This is a genomic window from Acidaminococcus sp. AM05-11 (genome assembly GCF_003472805.1).
Taxonomy (GTDB): Bacteria; Bacillota; Negativicutes; order Acidaminococcales; family Acidaminococcaceae; genus Acidaminococcus; species Acidaminococcus hominis.
Genome location: NZ_QRMX01000007.1, coordinates 1 through 17,649, shown reverse-complemented (window position 1 = coordinate 17,649; position 17,649 = coordinate 1). Strand labels below are relative to the sequence as shown.

Here is a 17,649-nt window from a genome sequence, read left to right as displayed (position 1 = left end):
TCGTGCCTGAAAAAACAAGAAGACCCCCCTCCTGGTGAGCGGGGCCGCGTGGGCTGGAAATAGCCAGCCTGAAAAAAATGCCTTGTGAGCGGTAATTGCGTTCACAAGGCATTTTTGCGTTAAGAAGACTGGTGGTCAGCGGTTTTCTGACGGAAAAGTTTTATCGTAGGCCGTCAGGCGAATATAAAATACCTTGTCCGAGATGGACGCGGGACCGTGGGAAATGACCAGGTTGCGCTGCGCCCAATGGTTCCAGACCGCCACCTCAAAGGGCACCCGGCGGGCCTTCAGGTACCCCATGAGCCTCTTGGCCTTGGTGTCTTCGATACCCACTACGCCCAATAGGGCATATTCCGCAGCGTAGGCGTCCTGAAGCGCTTCCCCATTGCTGACAGGGACCGCAAGGGCCACCTTGGAAACATACCCGGCCTTGTTGGCATAGGCTGTGATGAAGACCCCGTGCTGGCCGGGAACTCCCTTCCGCACAGCCCCAAAAACATAGGCGTCGTACAGCTTCCCCGGAATGGGCTCAGCAGGCGGTTTGTCAAATGTAAGCCCCGTACCCTTTGCCGCACTGTGAGCCTCTAGCAGCTGAAAAAACTCAGGAAAAGACATATCCGTCAGCTGCACCAATTCCGGCGCAGCAGCCCCGGCAGCAGAACAAACCGGCAGGGGAACAAACCCCAGACTCACGGTACAGAGTAGGAACAAAATCGCTAAAAATTTGCGCATGAAAAACCTCCTTTACTTGGGAGCACTTGCGTAGCCTAGAGAGCGCCAGCAGCCTAAAACAGAGGAGCCAGCGAAAGTCGTATGCTTATGGTATTCAACAAAGGAGAGAAAATTCCTTTATTGGGAAAAAGGAGAGTGGGGAGTGAAGGCTGGGGTTCACAGCCAAGCAGACCCCGAGAGCCCACAACCCAGCCGTCCCCACACAAAAAGCCTTGCCGACGTTTTTGCGTCCGCAAGGCTTTTTCACACCGCTTTTCAGCGCTTCTTCAATTGGGAAACTGCAAAGTAAACAGCTTGATATCAATCAGCTTGGTCTGGGGATTCCGTACGTAGGCCAGGATACCCAGGGTTTTGCTGTCCATGGCAGTAAGCTTGGCGCAGTTCAGGTTGTTATCCAGCAGCTTGGAACTGTTGAACGCCCCCAAATAATGGCCGTCACGGTTCCAAATCTTCAGTGTGAAGCCGTCAATGACCACCACGTAATGGTCCAGTACCGCCAGGTCCACCAGGTTGTAGATGGAATCCTTGTCCGTCTGGATGTAGCTGCCGTAGGTTTGCAGCTGCTTGCCCTGGGGGGAGAAGGAGGCCACGATATTAAAGTCGTTGGTCTTGATCCGGCCGCCCCCAAACACCGTGCCGTCCGGGGCAATCCGCACCAGGGTCAGGCCCCCGGCAAAGGGCTTCGCCCGGTTGTGGAGGAAGGCCGGGTGGTTGTTGTCAAAGGACCCGTCATGGATATCCGCCAGGGTAAAGTTGTCGTTGCCGTACAGGTAGGCCTGCTGGTCTCCGGGGAGCAGGGCCACCCGGGTGGCAGTGGTGCTGCCCTTCAGGCTGATGATGTCGTTGCCGTCCTTCAGGGTATGGATGCCATTGCGCACGTAGTAGACTTCCCCTTTGCTGCCCACGTTGACGCTGAGAATCATCTTTTCGTGGATGGTGAACACCCCGTCTTCCCCGAAGGAACGGTGGGCGAACAAGCTGCCGTTTTTCACGTCAAAGGCGTCAATATGGGTGCTTTCCCCGTCCTGGCTGCGCAGGGCCAGGTAGAATACCTCGTCCCGGTAGTGGAAGCTGAGAATCTTGTCCACATCGTAGCTGGTCAGCTCCGGCGTGTTGATTTCCTGGAGGTTCAGATTGGTGTTGGCAATGGTTACCGTCTTCACCGGCTGGGGCTTGTAGTGCATAATGTGCATCTTGATGTCCGCCCGGTAGTTGTAGGCCATGACCCCCAGAATCACCAGGGCCGTCAGCAGCAGAAAATACAGGGTGGAATGATTTTTCTTGGGAGGCTTCCGCCGGGCCTGCCCAAAAGCAACGGGCTGGGGCCGGGTAGGCCGTTTTCTATGGAATAGCGCCAAGGGTTTGCGCTCCTTTCATTATGGTCAAAACCTAGTATAGCATGAAAAAAAGCGTTTTACCAAGAGATTTGGCAAAACGCTTTGTCCCGGCCTTACGCTCCGGGGAAATTCTTGCTGAAATACATATTGTAGGCTTTGTGGAAAATCAGGTTTCCCACGTAGTAGCCCTGACTGTAGGGCAGAATGTCCAGGGCCGTGCCGTCCACCTTGCCAGGGGCCTGGTTTAACAGTTTGCCTTCCTCATCGCAGGGCAGGGCAGCCTTGAAGGTCAGCTTCATGGTCTGGTCCTTGTAATTGTAGGTGTACAGCTGGGTGTATTGGAAGCCGCTGTGGTTTACATAGTCCAAAGTGTAGGTGACCACCGAAAGCTGGTAGGCCGGGGGAGCGTACTGGACCACCTGTACCGAATCCAGGTCCACATACCGTCTGCCCTTTTGGGACGTATCCACGCAGACAAAGCGCTGGGGCTGCTGGTCAAAGGAATTGGCAAAGCCCGGCACTGCAAACGAGCACAGCAGCATCAGCACCAAAAAGAATTTCTTCATAAGTCTCGCCTCCTCAAATGTGAATAAGGTGTATTTTTATTATAGCATAGAATTGCAAGAAAATTCCTGGGATTTATCGCTGCCAAAAGGGAGCAGGGGGAACACAAAAAAATGCACCAGCCGCAGCTGGTGCACCAAAAATCCCTACTTACAATCCTTATTTAATTTTATTCTTGTTCAGCTTGCTGGAGAACCGGTTGCCGCAGGACTGCACCAACTGCACCAGGGCAATCAGCACGATAACCGTGGCCAGCATGGTGTCGGCCTGGAACCGCTGATACCCGTAGCGGATGGCCAGGTCCCCCAGACCGCCGCCGCCCAGGGCGCCGGCCATAGCCGAGCTGCCGATCAGGCTGATGATGGCCAGGGTAATCCCCAGCACGATGGAGTGCATGGCTTCCGGCAGCAGCACCTTCCAGATGATTTGCAGGGGAGAGGCCCCTACAGACAGGGCTGCTTCAATAACCCCGTGGTCCACTTCCAAAAGGGAGGACTCAATAATCCGGGAAATAAACGGAGTGCAGGAAATGGTCAGGGGCACAATGGCTGCGGTGGTCCCGATAGAAGACCCGACAATAATACGGGTCAGGGGAATAATGGCAACCATCAAAATGATAAAAGGCGTGGAACGGGTGGCGTTGACAATGGCGCCCAAAATCCGGTTCACCACTTTGTTTTCCATAATATGGCCCTTGCCGGTCACCGTCAGGATAACCCCCAAAGGAATCCCAAACAACGTAGCCAGAGCGGCGGAAACCACCACCATGTAGCAGGTTTCCCCCAGAGCCTTGATTAGCAGATTCATCATATTAGGAGACATAGCCAATCACCTCCACCTTCAATTGCTGCTTGGCCTGGAGATAATCCAGGGCCTCCTTCATATGCACCTCGTCGCCTTCCAGCTCTACCAGCAGCGTCCCGTAGGGGGTGTTCTGGAGGCTTTCAATGTTGGCGGTGAGGATGTTCACGTCAATATCAAACTGCTTGATCAGCACGGAAATCACCGGTTCTCCGGCGCTTTCCCCAATAAAGGACAAGCTGACCAGCGCCTTGTTTCCCGGCTGGTAGACCTTTTGGATGTTCATCTGTTTTACGAAATCCGGCAGGTCGTTGTGCTGGATGCTGGCCACAAATTCCTTGGTGGTGGCCTTCTGGGGATTGGTGAACAGGTCGAACATGGTGCCTTCTTCAATGATTTCCCCGTTTTCAATAACGGCAACCCGGTCGCAGATTTCCTTCACCACATTCATCTGGTGGGTAATCATCACGATGGTAATGTGCAGCCGCTTGTTGATGTTCCGGAGCAGGTCCAGAATGGATTCCGTGGTTTGGGGGTCCAGGGCGGAGGTGGCTTCATCGCACAGCAGCACCGTAGGGTCGGAAGACAGGGCCCGGGCAATGCCTACCCGCTGCTTCTGGCCGCCGGACAGCTGGGACGGATAATGGTCCGCCCGGTCGGTGAGGCCCACCAGTTCCAGCAGGGGATCCACCTTCTTTTTGATGGCAGCCTTGTCCAGCCCTTGGATTTCCAGGGGGAAGGCAATGTTGCCGTAAACGGTCCGGCTGCTCAGCAGGTTAAAATGCTGGAAAATCATGCCGATGTTCTGCCGGGCTTTCCGCAGTTCCACCGGGCTCATGGCCGTAATGTCCTGGCCGTCCACAATCACCTTGCCGCTGGTGGGTTTCTCCAGCCGGTTGATGCAGCGGACCAGGGTGCTTTTGCCGGCCCCGGACAAACCGATGATGCCGAAAATTTCACCTTCATTAATAGACAAGTTGATATCTTTCAGGGCGTGCAGGTCCCCGGAGCTCGTGTGATAGATCTTGTCAATGTGCTGCAGCTCTATCATAAAATATGTCCACCTCCATACAATAAAAAAACCTCTTCACTCAATATGAAGAGGAATGCGTTTGGCTTAATCATCTTCATCTTTCAGGCTGCACCTGATGGACTTAGCACCGTTCACAAAGTGATGGTTGCCGTAACATCATCGGGCCAGTCCCTCCGTTACTCTTGATGAATCCGTGTGGATAAATGATACTCTGTTATGTACAGTTTGTCAATGTGTTTTGGCAAAAAAAGCCTCCAAAGTGGAAAAATGTCAAAGTTTGGTAAAAACTAGAAAAAATACTTGACTTTATTACTTCATCGGAGTAAAGTACTAAATCAGTAAAGAGGTAAAGCGAGATCGGCATTCGGTCCATTTCATAAACCAAACCTGGAAACACCTAGAAAGGGGTACCAACATGATTATTCAAGCAGGTTACAACAAAAAAGAACTTCTGCAGCTGGCTGACGCGTTCCTCACCCTGGAGAACAAGGAAATGTGCCTGGCCTTCCTGGAAGACATCTGCACCCCCAACGAGCTCAAGGCCCTGGGCCAGCGGCTGGAAGTGGCGGTGCGTCTTCATCGCGGCGAAAATTATGCCAAGATTGTCAAGGATACGGGCGCCAGCAGCACCACCGTTTCCCGGGTTAATCGCTGTTTAAACTATGGGGCAGGCGGCTACCAAACCGTCATTCCCCGTATTACCAAAGGAGAAGAAAACGCATGAGTACCAACATTTTGAGAATTCCCTATGGAACCAAAGATATCCTGCCGGGAGAAGCCCGGCTGAAGCGGAAAATGGAGGACCAGATTGCAGACAATTTTCTGTCCTGGGGCTATGACGAAGCCATTACCCCCACCTTTGAATACGCAGACACCTTTGCCCTAAGCGGCGCCGGCATTACGGAAGAAAGCATGAAGTTCATGGACCGGGAAAGCCGCACCATGATCCTGCGCACGGAAATGACCACCCCGCTGGCCCGGATGGTAGCCACCCGGCTCAAGGCTGACAAGGGCATCAAACGGCTGTTCTACATTGCCAACGTGTTCCGCCACGAACAGACCCAGGCCGGCCGCCAATGCGAATTCAGCCAGGCAGGCATCGAGCTCATCGGGGCAGCGGCTCCCACGGCGGACGCCGAAGTCCTGGCCCTGGCCGTCAGCAGCCTGAGGGCCGCCGGCCTGACGGATTTTCTCCTGAGCGTCGGCCACAGCGGCTTTTTGGCAGGGCTCATGGAAGAAGCGGAGCTTACCGGCACCCGGGCCGAATTTGTCAAGCACATGGTGCTGAGCCACAACGCCGTGGGCCTGAAGGAAGCTGCGGATTCCTACATCCGCAAGCCCGTGAAGGAACTGTTCCGGGAGCTGCTCTACCTCCAGGGCGGCGTGGACCTTTTGGACCAGCTGGAACGCCAGGTTTCCAATGAAAAGAGCAAGGAAGCCCTGCGGAACCTGAAAGCCATCTACCAACTGGCTTCCGCCTACGGCGTAGGGGACTACCTGTCCTTTGACCTGTCCCTGATTCGTGACTTTGATTACTATACCGGCATGGTGTTTGAGGCTTATGCGCCCCATATCGGTTTCAATATCTGCGGCGGCGGCCGCTACGACAAGATGATGGAGAACTTCGGGGCTCCGGCACCGGCCACGGGCTTTGCCATGGGCATCGACCGGATCATCCTCAGCCTCCAGCGGGAAGGCAAGTTCAACCAGGAATCCAAATGGGATATTTACGTAGCCTGGGCCCCCGGTCATCAGCAGCAGGCCATTGCCAAAGCCATGTCCCTGCGCGCAGACGGCAAGAACGTGAAGGTTGCCACCGACGCCCTGACCCCGGAAGAAGCGGACAAGGCCTGTGCAGCTAACCGCTGCGAAGCTGTAGCATACGTACGATAGGAGAGCTGTGAAATGGACTATTTAACGATTGCATTGCCCAAGGGCAAACTGTTTGCCAAATCCGTGGACTTGCTGGCCAAGGTAGGCTACGCCGCCGAAAACGTGGTGGAAAATTCCCGGAAACTGGTGATTACCAATGAAGAAACCAAAGTAAAATTCATCATCGTGAAAACCGTGGACTTGCCCACCTACGTGGAATACGGGGCCGCCGATATCGGCATCATCGGCAAGGACGTGCTGCGGGAAGAACAAAAAGATATCTACGAACTGCTGGATATGGGCTACGGCGCCTGCCATTTGATGATGGCCGTGCCCGAAGCCAAGCAGCTGCCCAACCTGACCGACTACGCCCATATGCGGGTGGCCACCAAATACCCCCATTCTGCCTCCGAGTTTTTCGAAAAGCTGGGCATGCAGATGGAAATCGTCAAGCTCAACGGCTCCATCGAGCTGGCCCCCATTGTGGGCCTTAGCGAACTGATTGTGGATATTGTCGAAACCGGCCGCACCCTCCGGGAAAACAAACTGAAGGAAATTGCTACCGTGTACCCCAGCTCCGCCCGGCTCATTGCCAATAAGGTCAGCTTCAAAATGCAGTATGACCGGATCAAGAAACTGGTGGAAGACCTGGAAACCGTACTCAAGGAGGAAGAATAAATGAAAGTATTGGATGAAAGAAAAAGCACTGCGGCCGAGATCAGCCGTTTACTGGAAAAGAAATCCTTTGATGAAGTAGAACTGTCCCCGAAAGTCAAGGCTGCCGTAGAAAAACTCTTTGGCCGGCCTCTTACGGCGGCAGAAGAAGTGGATATGATCGTAAACGACATCCGCAAGGAAGGGGACGCCAAGCTGTTCGCCTACACCAAAATGCTGGATGGGGCGGACTTGAATCCTGAGACAATCAAGGTCAGCGAAGCCGAATTTGCCGAAGCCGAAAAGGCCGTGGACCCCAAGACCATGGGTGCCATCAACCGGGCCATTGCCAACGTGCGCAAGTTCCACGAAGAACAGCTGCCCAAAACCTGGCTGACCCCCCGGGCCTATGGCTCCTTCCTGGGCCAGAAAATGACCCCGGTGGACTCCGTGGGCATCTACGTGCCCGGCGGCACCGCAGCCTATCCTTCCTCCGTGATTATGAACGCCGTTCCTGCCAAGGTAGCCGGCGTGCCCCGGATTGTCATGGCAGCCCCGGCTGGCCGGGATGGGAAAATGAACCCCTACGTACTGGCCACCGCCAAAGCCATCGGCATCACCGAAATCTACAAAATGGGCGGCGCCCAGGCAGTAGCGGCCCTGGCCTTTGGGACGGAAACCGTGCCCAAGGTGGAAAAAATTACCGGCCCTGGGAACATCTTCGTGACCCTGGCCAAGAAAGCCGTCTACGGCCACGTGGATATCGACATGCTGGCTGGCCCCAGTGAAATCCTGATTGTAGCCGACAAAACCGCCGACTACCAATACCTGGCTGCGGACCTGCTGAGCCAGGCCGAACACGACCCCCTGGCCTGCGCCATCCTGATTACCGACGATGAAAAGCTGGCTAATCAGGTAGCCGAAGAAGTGGAAGTCCAGCTGGCCCGGCTGCCCCGGCGGGAAATTGCCGCCCAGTCCCTGGCCGCCCAAGGCAAGATCATCCTGGCCAAGGATATGGAAACCGTGGTGGAAATGGCTAACCTGTCCGCCCCGGAACACATGGAAATCAACACCAAGGAACCCTTTGCCCTGGTACCCTATATCCGCAACGCCGGCGCCATCTTCCTGGGAGCCTACTCTCCGGAACCCCTGGGCGACTACTATGCCGGCCCCAACCACATTCTGCCCACCGGCGGCACTGCCAGATTCTATTCGGTACTGAATGTGGAAACCTTCATGAAAAAGACCAGCATCATTTCCTATACCAAGGAAGCGCTTTCTGAAGCCGCCGATGACATTATTGCCATGGCCGAAGCCGAAGGGCTCCAGGCACACGCCAATGCCATCCGCATCAGAAAGGAAAAACAACTGTAAGAACCTGGCTCAAAAAGTTTAGAAATATTGGGAGGAAGTATTATGACGGAAATCAAGGCACGGGCATGCTTGTCCAAATTTGAAGATTATCAGGTAGAAACGGTACCTGATGCAGATATTATCGTAAACGCCAACGAAACCAACTGGGACCTGACCCCGGAGCTCCGGGTAGAGCTCCAGACCCGGATCAGCGAAAACGCCTTTAACCGGTACCCTACCATGCACGGGGAAGAATTGTCTGAGCAGATTGCCAAGGCCCTGGGCGTAGACCCGGCCACGGTGGTCATTGGCAACGGTTCCAGCGAACTGTTGGAAAAAGCCTGCTTTGCCTTTGGCGGTGCCGGCACGAAAATTGCCTATCCGTCCCCGTCCTTTTCCATGTACGAAACCTACGCCGTACTGGGGGACGCAGAGCCCATCGCCTTTGCCCTGACCCCGGAAGGCTTCATTGACCCGGACGCGGTCATCGCCTTCTGCCAAAAGGAAAAGCCCAATGCGCTGATCATCTGCAACCCCAATAACCCCACCGGGAACTTTAACCCCCGCAGCGACATGGAAAAAATCATCCGCAATGTGGACTGCCTGGTGATTATGGACGAAGCCTACCTGGAATTTTCCAAGGAAGACGGCCAGGTGCTGGCCAACTCCACCTTGGAGCTCACCAAGAAAGTGGACAACCTGCTGGTGCTGCGCACCTTCTCCAAAGCCTACGGCCTGGCCAACCTGCGGATTGGCTACGGCATTGGGAGCCCGGCAGTGATGCGGGTACTCAAGAAAGTGCTGCTGCCCTATACGGTAAACGGCGTGTCCATCCTGACCGCCGGCCTGGTCTATGCCAAGCCGGAAGTGCTGGCCCAGCGGGTGCGGGCCGTGGTCAAGGGCCGGGAATACCTGCGGGAGCAGTTTACCGCCCTGGGCTTTAAGGTCCTGCCCTCTGCCACCAACTTCATTCTGGTGCTGCCCCAGGGCAAGGTACTGGACAACCTGGCTGCCCAGGCTGGCAAAAGCGGTGCAGAACCCGCTGCCAAAGCCAAGGCCGCTGGCTCCTACCTGTTCAAGCAGTTATTGAAACGGAAAATCCTCATCCGGGACTTCTCCCAAAAGGACCAGCTGCCGGGAGGCCTGCGGATTTCCATTGGCACCGCCCAGGAAAATCCGGAAATTATTGCAGGCGTCAAAGCCATTTTGGCCCAAGGGGAGGCATAAATCATGCGGGAAGGTTTGGTGGAACGCAGTACCAAAGAAACCCAGGTGAAGGTCCAGGTGAACCTGGACGGCTCCGGGAAAGCAGATATTTCTACAGGCATTGGCTTTTTTGACCATATGCTGACCCTTTTGGCGGTCCATTCCTTTATGGACCTGCGCATTGAGGCCCACGGGGACCTGGAAGTAGATTCCCACCACACCGTGGAGGACGTAGGCCTCTCCCTGGGCAAGGCCCTGCGCCAGGCCCTGGGGGACAAGGCGGGCATCCACCGCTACGGCAGCTGCCTGCTGCCCATGGACGAAACCCTGGCCCAGGTAGCCCTGGACTTCAGCGGCCGCCCGTTCCTGGTGTGGAACGCCGAGATTCCCCGGGTCAAGCTGGGCAATTTCGATACCGAAATGGGAGAGGAGTTCTTCCGGGCCGTAGCCGTGGAAAGCGGCCTGACCCTCCACGTGAACGTGCCCTACGGCAAGAACACCCACCATATGCTGGAAGCCATTTTTAAAGGATTTGCTCGGGCCGTGGCAGAAGCCGTGGCCAAGGATCCCCGGGTCCACGGGGTCATGAGCAGCAAGGGGGCATTATGAGCGAGCAAGTGGTCATCATCGATTACGGCAGGGGCAACCTGCACTCAGTATATAACGGCCTGGTAAAGGTCGGCGCAAAACCCGTGATTTCTTCGGACCCCAAGATCATTGCGGACGCCCAGCGGGTAATCCTCCCGGGCGTAGGCTCCTTTGGGGACTGCATGCACACCCTGGAAAACCGGGGTCTGGTGCCGGTGATCCAGGAAGCCCTCCACAGCGGCAAGCCCTTTTTGGGCATCTGCCTGGGCGAGCAGCTGCTGTTTGAAGGCAGCGAGGAAGCCCCCGGCGTCAAGGGCCTGGGCTTTTTCAAGGGCCAGGTGAAGAAAATCGTCACCCCCTTTAAGATTCCCCACATGGGCTGGAACCAGATTCAGGTAGTGAATCCTTCTCCTCTCCTGACGGAAGCAGACGGCCAGTACGTGTACTTCGTCCACAGCTACCATGCAGTGCCCGAGGACCCCAGCATCATTACCGCCGTGTGCGATTACGGCGCCCAGATTACGGCTTCTGTAGGGAAGGGCAGTGTCCAGGCCTTCCAGTTCCACCCGGAAAAATCTTCTTTTGCGGGTCTTGCCATGCTGAAAGCCTTTAAGGAGTGGAAATTATGAACATTTATCCTGCCATCGACCTAAGGGGCGGCAACTGCGTCCGCCTGGTAAAGGGCGATTTTTCCAAGGAAACCATCTACAGCAATAACCCCGGTGAAATGGCCGCCAAATGGGCCAAGCTGGGAGCCTCCTGCATCCACGTGGTGGATCTGGACGGCGCCCTGGCCGGAGAAAGCAAGAACCTGGCCTCCATCGACGCCATTATCGCCCAGGGGAAGATTCCCATTGAGGTGGGCGGCGGCATCCGCACCCTGGAACATATTGACCGACTGCTCTCCCGGGGCGTTCACCAGGTGATCCTGGGCTCCGTGGCCGTCAAGAACCCGGCCCTTGTAAAGGAAGCCTGCGCCAAGTATCCCGGCCGGATTGTGGCCGGTATTGACGCCAAGGCCGGCATCGTAGCCGTGGAAGGCTGGGAAGCCAGCGGCCATATGCGGGCCGAAGACCTGGCCAAGGCCATGGCAGACGCCGGCGTCAGCCGCATCATCTTTACGGACATTGCCCGGGACGGCATGCTTACCGGCGTCAACGTGGAAGCCACCGTGCAGATTGCTAAGGCATCCGGCCTGCCTGTTACCGCTTCCGGCGGGGTGGGCAGCCTGGAAGATTTGCGGGAACTAAAAAAAAGAGAAGCAGCAGGCATAGAAGGGTGTATTATAGGTAAGGCGTTATATACTGGCGCCATTGACCTTCGCCAGGCTGTGGCAATCGCAAAGGAGGCCTGAGCATGCATACGAAACGGATCATTCCCTGCCTGGACGTAAAAGACGGCAGGGTGGTAAAGGGCACAAATTTTGTTAGTCTCAGAGACGCAGGGGACCCGGTGGAACTGGCTTCCCTGTACGAAAAGGAACAGGCGGACGAGCTGGTATTTTTGGATATCACCGCCTCCCTGGAAAAACGCAAATCCATGGTGGACGTCATCGAGCGCACTGCCCGGGAAGTGTTCATGCCCCTGACCGTTGGCGGCGGCATTACCTCTATTGAGGATATGCGGGCCGTACTCATGGCCGGTGCGGACAAAACTTCCCTGAACAGCGCTGCGGTCAAAAATCCGGACCTAATCCGGCAGGGGGCCGAAGCCTTCGGCAACCAATGCGTGGTACTGGCCGTAGATGCCAAAAAACGCGGCGAAAACTCCTGGGAAGTCTACATCCATGGGGGCCATACCCCTACGGGCCTGGACGTGCTGGAATGGGTGAAACGGGCAGTGGACCTGGGCGCTGGGGAGATACTTCTCACCAGCATGGACGCCGACGGCACCAAGGACGGCTTTGATATCCCCCTGACCCGGGCCGTGGCCGACGCCGTTCCCGTCCCGGTAATTGCTTCCGGCGGGGCCGGCTCCCTGGACGACTTTTACAAGGTGCTCACTGCCGGCGGTGCTGACGCTGCCCTGGCTGCCTCCGTGTTCCATTACGGGACCTTTACGGTGCGGCAGGTGAAGGAATATTTGCGCAGCAAAGGAGTGGAAGTTAGACTATGAAAATTGATGTAAGTCATTTGAAGTTTGACGACCGGGGACTGATTCCTGCCATTGTTCAGGACTACAAGACCAACCAGGTGCTGATGCTGGCCTATATGAACGGAGAATCCCTGGCCCGGACCGTAGAAACCGGCTATACCTGGTTCTGGAGCCGCAGCCGGCAGGAACTGTGGAACAAGGGCGCCACTAGCGGTCATACACAGCGGGTGCTCAGCATTACCTACGACTGCGACGGGGATACCCTGCTGGTGAAGGTGGAGCAAAAGGGCGCCGCCTGCCATACCGGCAGCTACTCCTGCTTCTTTAACCCCCTGTGGAACAGCGGCTCCGGCGAAAGCCTGCCGGTCACCGAAAAGAACCTGCCCCAGGTGCTGGACCAGATGTATGCCCTGATTCAGCAAAAACAACTGGCCCGGACCCCGGACAAACCGGCCCAGGGCCAGCAGGACTGGATTCTGAAGAAACTGGGTGAAGAATGCACCCGGACCCTCCTAGCCTCCAAAAACGACAGCCGTGACCAGGTTGTTTACGAGATGGGCGATTTATGGTATCATTGCTTAGTGCTGTTGGCCTTCCACAACATTACCTCGGAACAAATGCTGGCGGAAATGGGCGGGAAAAAGGAATAACAGCAAATCTCTAGGCTGGAGGCTGTTAAATGGCTAGATTGTTTGGTACGGACGGCGTCCGCGGCGTTGCCAATGGCAAGGTCCTGAACGCAGAACTGGCATATAAATTAGGACGTGCAGCTGCACAATATTTCGGGCGGGAAGTAAAAAGCCCCAAAATTATCATCGGACGAGATACCCGCCTGTCCGGCACCATGCTGGAAGCTGCCCTGGCAGCAGGCATCTGCTCCGCAGGGGGCAACGCCCACCTTTTGGGCGTGATTCCCACCCCGGCTGTTTCCTTCCTGACGGAACCCCTGGGGGCCAACGCAGGCGTAGTCATCTCCGCCTCCCACAACCCCTTTGAGGACAACGGCATCAAATTCTTTGCCCACAGCGGCTTCAAGCTGCCCGATGCAGTAGAAGATGAAATCGAAGCCATTGTCAACCGTCCCATCGACTACGACAATACCCTGACCGGGTCCTCCCTGGGCAGAGTGTACACCGAAGAAGACAAGAGTAACCTGTACGTGCAGCACGTGGTAAAAAGCGCCGACTGCAAGCTCAACGGCCTGAAAGTGGTCATGGACTGCGCCAACGGCGCCAACAGCGAAATCGCTCCTATGATCCTGCGCCTGTTGGGCGCCCAGGTTATTCCCATCTTCAATAACCCCAACGGCATCAACATCAATAACGGCTGCGGCTCCACCCATCTGGAAGCCCTCCAGCAAAAAGTCTTGGAAGAAGGCGCCGACGTGGGCATTGCCAACGACGGTGACGCAGATCGCTGCCTGGCAGTGGACGAAAACGGCCAGGTACTGGACGGCGACCAGATTATGCTGATCTGTGCCCTGGACCTGCTCAAGCGCGGCAAACTCAAGGACAACGTCCTGGTAACCACCGTCATGAGCAACGTAGGCCTGCAAAAAGCCATGAAAGAACATGGCGGCAGCACCGTGAAAACCGGAGTAGGCGACCGCTACGTCCTGGAAGAAATGCTGAAACACGACTACAAACTGGGCGGCGAACAATCCGGCCACATCATCTTTGGCGACCTGGCCCGGACCGGCGACGGCATGATGACCGCCGTGAAGCTTCTGAGCTCCCTGGTCCGCCATAACCAGACCCTGTCCCAGCTGGGCAGCCTGATGGTCAAGTATCCCCAGACCCTGCTGAACGTCCGCGTCAAGGACAAAAACGGCTGGGAAGAAAACCAGGCCATCGCCGAAGTAGTCAAGAAATATACTGAGGAACTGGGTGACGATGGCCAAGTACTGGTCCGCGCCTCCGGTACCGAACCCCTGATCCGCATCATGGCCCAGGGCCCCAACCAGGCCGAACTGGACGCCATCACCGACGCCATTGCCGAAGTGGTACGCAAAGAACTGGCGTAAGCGCAGGGTGTAGGGGAATCAAGGTAAGCTAAAAATGACTTGTGAACGAGAACGCTCACAAGTCATTTTTTTCATATATCCTATGCCTTCCCCGCTTTCTGCGCCCCCTCTGTGCCTCCAGTAGATTTGGAATAGGCGCATTTTCCCCATTTCAGTTGGGTTTACGGCAAAATGGAGATGACGAGGGGAGGAGAAGGCAAGCGGCAGTTGGTCGCAGAATACCTAGTTGAGAATCGTATAACCCGGCCCACAGACCGTATGCCTTCTTCTTACCAGTGCACTGCTTGGCATGCACTGGTAAGGGGAAGGAATGTTCCGCCCTTTTTCCTTATTTACCTTCATCAAGCGTGAGGAAGGTGGCCTGCCGTAAGGCAGGACGGAAAGAGTTTCCATTCAGCGGAACAAGGATGGGGGTTCAAATCCAGGATGTTCGCGGACCGCACCAACAAACTACCACCCCCTCTCCCTGGGACAAAAACGTCTCCAGCCCCCTTCGTAGTTGACCAACCTGCCAAAAAATAGTATGATAGACACGCTACAAAAACATGCCGCCCGGGTATACCGGTCTGGCCGGTCAGCAAAGGGCTTGAGGGGGACCTTTGCAAAGAGATTTGCGTAGTGGATCAGCGCACGTGCCGGGATTCCCGGCAGACGAGGAAGAGGTTTATCGAAACGTCAGCGGATGCCTCTCGGTAAGCTGCAAACCGTAAGCAGACCTACAAACCCCTTTGGTAACAAAGGAACACAGAAGGGCCTGCGGCAGACGGTAAGTACAAATTCAGGAGGGCACAACTATGTGCGGAATCGTAGGATATATCGGCAGAAAACAGGCAACCCCATTTTTGATGGAGGGCCTGAGCAAACTGGAATACAGAGGCTATGACTCTGCCGGCATCGCAGTATACAATGACGGAAAAATTACCGTAGAAAAATGCGTGGGCCGTTTGGACGCCCTGCGTCAAAAAATCGTAGGCAAAGAACCCGTGGGTACCCTGGGCATTGGCCATACCCGCTGGGCTACCCATGGGAAACCCAGTGACGTAAACGCCCATCCCCATACGGATGAAAAGAACGAATTTGCCGTGGTCCATAACGGCATCATCGAAAACTACATGCCCTTAAAGCAAAGCCTGCTGAAAAAGGGCTACCACTTCCGTTCCGATACGGATACCGAAGTGGTGGCACATTTGATGGCCGACCTGTACACCGGGGACTTTGAAGAAACCGTGCGCAAAGTGCTGCACGTAATCCAAGGCTCCTATTCCCTGGTATTCATGACCACCAAGGACCCCAGCAAGCTCATCTGCGCCAAGAAGAACAATCCCCTGGTCATCGGTCTGGGCAAAGGCGAAAACTACATCGCCTCCGATATCCCCGCCATCATCAGCAAGACCCGGGATACCTATATTTTAAGTGACGGCGAAATGGCCGTCATCACCCCGGATTCCGTAGCAGTCAAGGATCTGGAAGGCAACCCCATCGACAAGAAAGTCTTCCGGGTAACCTGGGATGCCGAAGCAGCCGAAAAAGGCGGCTTTGAACACTTCATGCTGAAGGAAATCTACGAACAGCCCAAAGCCGTCCGGGATACCCTCCGCAGCCGGGTCAGCAAGGACAGCGACACCGTTACCTTTAACGAACTCCAATGGACCCCAGAAACCCTGAAGGACATCAACAAGATCTTTATCGTAGCCTGCGGCACCGCCTATCACGCCGGCATTGTGGGCAAGTACTATATTGAAAAAATGGCCCGGATTCCCGTAGAAGTCGATATTGCCAGCGAATTCCGCTACCGGAACCCCATCATCGATGAACACTGCCTGTGCATCGTGGTCAGCCAGTCCGGCGAAACCAGCGATACCCTGGAAGCCCTGAAAGAAGCCAAACGCCGCGGCGCCAAAACCCTGGCCGTTACCAACGTGGTGGGCTCCTCCATTTCCCGGGAAGCCGAGCAGACCGTGTACACCTACGCTGGCCCCGAAATCGCCGTAGCCTCCACCAAAGCCTACACCACCCAGCTGATTGTTATGCTGCTGCTGGCCATGTACATCTCCTCCCTGAAGGGGACCCTGGACCAGGAACGGCTCCACCAGCTGATTCAAGGCGTTCTGGCCGTGCCGGAACAAATGCATGATATCCTGGACCATGTGGACCAGATTAAAGCCTTTGCCGCCAATTACGGCGATTGTGAAGACGCCTTCTTCCTGGGTCGCTCCCTGGACTACGCCGTAGCCCTGGAAGGCGCCCTGAAACTGAAGGAAATCTCCTACATCCACGCAGAAGCCTATGCTGCCGGCGAACTGAAACACGGCACCCTGGCCCTGATTGAGGAAGGCGTATCCGTCATCGTACTTGCCACCCAGTCCTCCATCTATGACAAAACCATCAGCAACTTGCAGGAAGTCAAGACCCGCGGCGCCATCGTTATCGGCATCGGCATGGAAGGCGATACCGAGCTGGCCAAACACGCCAACTCCGTTATCATCATTCCCAAAGCCGATGAAGACCTGGCACCCATCTTGGCCGTCATTCCCCTCCAGCTGCTGGCCTATTACGCCGCCCTGGTTCGCGGCTGCGACGTAGATAAACCCCGCAACCTGGCCAAATCCGTAACCGTAGAATAAAATAGGAAAGAAGTACCGTAAGGAGGCTGCCTTGGCAGCCTCCTTTAACCTTATTAGGGCGGCCCGCACTATACACCCCGCAGACCGCACCAACAAAATCACCATTGGGAAAATACCGCAAGGCGGCAATAGGGGAAAATGGCAAAACTACCAAACTCCTTGTACTAGCCTTTATTTAGCATATGACCAGCAGCGGTTGGAATGCCCCCAACAAACGTGTGGGGGGTGTCGCCGAAAGGCGACGGAGGGCGCTCAAACCACGCCGCCCCACACTACACCCCGTAGACCGCACCAACTAATACGAGTTTTCTCCAGCTAAAAGTTGCCCTTGGGCAACTTTTCCGTCGTTGAGCTACCGTCCTTCCTGCACTAGCCCCAAATGGAGACAGGCCTTTCCCCTTGGGGGAAGCGGCACCGTAGGTGCCGATGGGGGCAATATGGTCCTGCCCGCTTTGCGGGCCCGGCCTCCTCCCATTCCCGTGGATCGCACGAACCATTATAACCTCTCGCCTCTAGGGGAGAGGAAAGCATCACTACCTTTGCATAAGGTAGTGATGCAGGAGAGTGGATTCCCGGCACCACATCACTTCAGGTTCGCTGACCGCACCAACCTACGTTGAGCTACCGTCCTTCTTGCACTAGCCCCAAAAGGGGACAGACCTTTCCCCTTGGGGAAAGCGGCACCGTAGGTGCCGATAGGGGCAATATGGTTCCCGCCCGCTTTGCGGGCCCGGCCTCCTCCCATTCCCGTGGATCGCACGAACCATT

Annotated in this window: 17 protein-coding genes and 1 riboswitch; of the genes, 12 read left to right on the top strand and 5 right to left on the bottom strand. The window is 55.8% G+C overall.

Annotated features, from left to right (window positions below):
• Positions 1 to 135 precede the first annotated feature (135 nt).
• The 5 genes from DW089_RS05515 to DW089_RS05495 all read right to left on the bottom strand — a co-directional run bounded on the left by DW089_RS05515 (position 136) and on the right by DW089_RS05495 (position 4,485).
• Positions 136 to 732 carry a hypothetical protein gene (locus tag DW089_RS05515; RefSeq protein WP_105327384.1) on the bottom strand — a complete coding sequence of 199 codons (597 nt, stop codon included), beginning with the start codon at positions 730 to 732 and terminating at the stop codon, positions 136 to 138.
• A 266-nt stretch (positions 733 to 998) separates the two neighbouring features.
• Positions 999 to 2,090, bottom strand: coding sequence for a hypothetical protein (locus DW089_RS05510; RefSeq protein ID WP_231086155.1), 1,092 nt, complete (start codon positions 2,088 to 2,090; stop codon positions 999 to 1,001).
• Positions 2,091 to 2,182: 92 nt separating this feature from the next.
• Positions 2,183 to 2,635 carry a hypothetical protein gene (locus tag DW089_RS05505; protein ID WP_105327385.1) on the bottom strand — a complete coding sequence of 151 codons (453 nt, stop codon included), beginning with the start codon at positions 2,633 to 2,635 and terminating at the stop codon, positions 2,183 to 2,185.
• Positions 2,636 to 2,792: 157 nt separating this feature from the next.
• The gene (locus DW089_RS05500) at positions 2,793 to 3,455 is read right to left on the bottom strand and encodes a methionine ABC transporter permease (protein WP_105327386.1); all 663 of its coding nucleotides are present in this window, start codon (positions 3,453 to 3,455) and stop codon (positions 2,793 to 2,795) included.
• Positions 3,445 to 4,485: a methionine ABC transporter ATP-binding protein gene (locus tag DW089_RS05495; RefSeq protein WP_118286913.1), complete on the bottom strand. Its 1,041-nt coding sequence runs from the start codon at positions 4,483 to 4,485 to the stop codon at positions 3,445 to 3,447. Before DW089_RS05495 ends, DW089_RS05500 begins: the two co-directional genes overlap by 11 nt.
• Before the next feature lie 73 nt (positions 4,486 to 4,558).
• Positions 4,559 to 4,659: riboswitch (SAM riboswitch) on the bottom strand.
• Positions 4,660 to 4,882: 223 nt separating this feature from the next.
• On the opposite strand from DW089_RS05495, the gene DW089_RS05490 reads away from it, so the two are divergent.
• The 12 genes from DW089_RS05490 (at position 4,883) to glmS (ending at position 16,881) form a co-directional block, all read left to right on the top strand.
• Positions 4,883 to 5,191 (top strand): YerC/YecD family TrpR-related protein, encoded by a 309-nt coding sequence (locus DW089_RS05490; RefSeq protein WP_255668088.1) that lies wholly within the window; start codon positions 4,883 to 4,885, stop codon positions 5,189 to 5,191.
• Positions 5,188 to 6,360, top strand: coding sequence for an ATP phosphoribosyltransferase regulatory subunit (hisZ, locus tag DW089_RS05485; RefSeq protein WP_118286912.1), 1,173 nt, complete (start codon positions 5,188 to 5,190; stop codon positions 6,358 to 6,360). The genes DW089_RS05490 and hisZ overlap by 4 nt, the downstream gene beginning before the upstream one ends.
• Before the next feature lie 12 nt (positions 6,361 to 6,372).
• Positions 6,373 to 7,017, top strand: a complete 645-nt coding sequence (gene hisG / locus DW089_RS05480; protein WP_105327389.1) for an ATP phosphoribosyltransferase — start codon at positions 6,373 to 6,375, stop codon at positions 7,015 to 7,017.
• Positions 7,018 to 8,367, top strand: a complete 1,350-nt coding sequence (gene hisD, locus DW089_RS05475; RefSeq protein WP_105327390.1) for a histidinol dehydrogenase — start codon at positions 7,018 to 7,020, stop codon at positions 8,365 to 8,367.
• A gap of 42 nt (positions 8,368 to 8,409) precedes the next feature.
• The gene (locus tag DW089_RS05470; RefSeq protein WP_118286911.1) at positions 8,410 to 9,573 is read left to right on the top strand and encodes a histidinol-phosphate transaminase; all 1,164 of its coding nucleotides are present in this window, start codon (positions 8,410 to 8,412) and stop codon (positions 9,571 to 9,573) included.
• Positions 9,574 to 10,161 carry an imidazoleglycerol-phosphate dehydratase HisB gene (gene hisB / locus DW089_RS05465; RefSeq protein ID WP_353937266.1) on the top strand — a complete coding sequence of 196 codons (588 nt, stop codon included), beginning with the start codon at positions 9,574 to 9,576 and terminating at the stop codon, positions 10,159 to 10,161.
• Positions 10,158 to 10,769: an imidazole glycerol phosphate synthase subunit HisH gene (gene hisH, locus DW089_RS05460; RefSeq protein ID WP_233547563.1), complete on the top strand. Its 612-nt coding sequence runs from the start codon at positions 10,158 to 10,160 to the stop codon at positions 10,767 to 10,769. The genes hisB and hisH overlap by 4 nt, the downstream gene beginning before the upstream one ends.
• On the top strand, positions 10,766 to 11,494 hold the full coding sequence (gene hisA, locus DW089_RS05455; protein WP_105327394.1) for a 1-(5-phosphoribosyl)-5-[(5-phosphoribosylamino)methylideneamino]imidazole-4-carboxamide isomerase: 729 nt from the start codon (positions 10,766 to 10,768) through the stop codon (positions 11,492 to 11,494). The genes hisH and hisA overlap by 4 nt, the downstream gene beginning before the upstream one ends.
• Positions 11,495 to 11,496: 2 nt before the next feature.
• Entirely contained in the window at positions 11,497 to 12,255 is a 759-nt protein-coding gene (gene hisF / locus DW089_RS05450) for an imidazole glycerol phosphate synthase subunit HisF (RefSeq protein ID WP_105327395.1), read from the top strand.
• Positions 12,252 to 12,884 carry a bifunctional phosphoribosyl-AMP cyclohydrolase/phosphoribosyl-ATP diphosphatase HisIE gene (gene hisIE, locus DW089_RS05445; protein ID WP_105327396.1) on the top strand — a complete coding sequence of 211 codons (633 nt, stop codon included), beginning with the start codon at positions 12,252 to 12,254 and terminating at the stop codon, positions 12,882 to 12,884. Before hisF ends, hisIE begins: the two co-directional genes overlap by 4 nt.
• Positions 12,885 to 12,913: 29 nt before the next feature.
• On the top strand, positions 12,914 to 14,257 hold the full coding sequence (gene glmM / locus DW089_RS05440) for a phosphoglucosamine mutase (RefSeq protein WP_105327397.1): 1,344 nt from the start codon (positions 12,914 to 12,916) through the stop codon (positions 14,255 to 14,257).
• A gap of 794 nt (positions 14,258 to 15,051) precedes the next feature.
• On the top strand, positions 15,052 to 16,881 hold the full coding sequence (gene glmS / locus DW089_RS05435) for a glutamine--fructose-6-phosphate transaminase (isomerizing) (RefSeq protein ID WP_118286909.1): 1,830 nt from the start codon (positions 15,052 to 15,054) through the stop codon (positions 16,879 to 16,881).
• The last annotated feature ends 768 nt before the right edge of the window (positions 16,882 to 17,649 follow it).

Excerpts from the sequence above, each read along its gene's own strand:
- glmM (WP_105327397.1), top strand. The coding sequence starts at position 12,914 with ATGGCTAGATTGTTTGGTACGGACGGCGTCCGCGGCGTTGCCAATGGC.
- hisIE (WP_105327396.1), top strand. The coding sequence starts at position 12,252 with ATGAAAATTGATGTAAGTCATTTGAAGTTTGACGACCGGGGACTGATT.
- hisZ (WP_118286912.1), top strand. The coding sequence starts at position 5,188 with ATGAGTACCAACATTTTGAGAATTCCCTATGGAACCAAAGATATCCTG.
- DW089_RS05515 (WP_105327384.1), bottom strand. The coding sequence starts at position 732 with ATGCGCAAATTTTTAGCGATTTTGTTCCTACTCTGTACCGTGAGTCTG.
- DW089_RS05470 (WP_118286911.1), top strand. The coding sequence starts at position 8,410 with ATGACGGAAATCAAGGCACGGGCATGCTTGTCCAAATTTGAAGATTAT.
- glmS (WP_118286909.1), top strand. The coding sequence starts at position 15,052 with ATGTGCGGAATCGTAGGATATATCGGCAGAAAACAGGCAACCCCATTT.
- hisF (WP_105327395.1), top strand. The coding sequence starts at position 11,497 with ATGCATACGAAACGGATCATTCCCTGCCTGGACGTAAAAGACGGCAGG.
- DW089_RS05490 (WP_255668088.1), top strand. The coding sequence starts at position 4,883 with ATGATTATTCAAGCAGGTTACAACAAAAAAGAACTTCTGCAGCTGGCT.
- hisA (WP_105327394.1), top strand. The coding sequence starts at position 10,766 with ATGAACATTTATCCTGCCATCGACCTAAGGGGCGGCAACTGCGTCCGC.
- DW089_RS05495 (WP_118286913.1), bottom strand. The coding sequence starts at position 4,485 with ATGATAGAGCTGCAGCACATTGACAAGATCTATCACACGAGCTCCGGG.
- DW089_RS05505 (WP_105327385.1), bottom strand. The coding sequence starts at position 2,635 with ATGAAGAAATTCTTTTTGGTGCTGATGCTGCTGTGCTCGTTTGCAGTG.
- hisH (WP_233547563.1), top strand. The coding sequence starts at position 10,158 with ATGAGCGAGCAAGTGGTCATCATCGATTACGGCAGGGGCAACCTGCAC.
- DW089_RS05500 (WP_105327386.1), bottom strand. The coding sequence starts at position 3,455 with ATGTCTCCTAATATGATGAATCTGCTAATCAAGGCTCTGGGGGAAACC.
- hisG (WP_105327389.1), top strand. The coding sequence starts at position 6,373 with ATGGACTATTTAACGATTGCATTGCCCAAGGGCAAACTGTTTGCCAAA.
- hisD (WP_105327390.1), top strand. The coding sequence starts at position 7,018 with ATGAAAGTATTGGATGAAAGAAAAAGCACTGCGGCCGAGATCAGCCGT.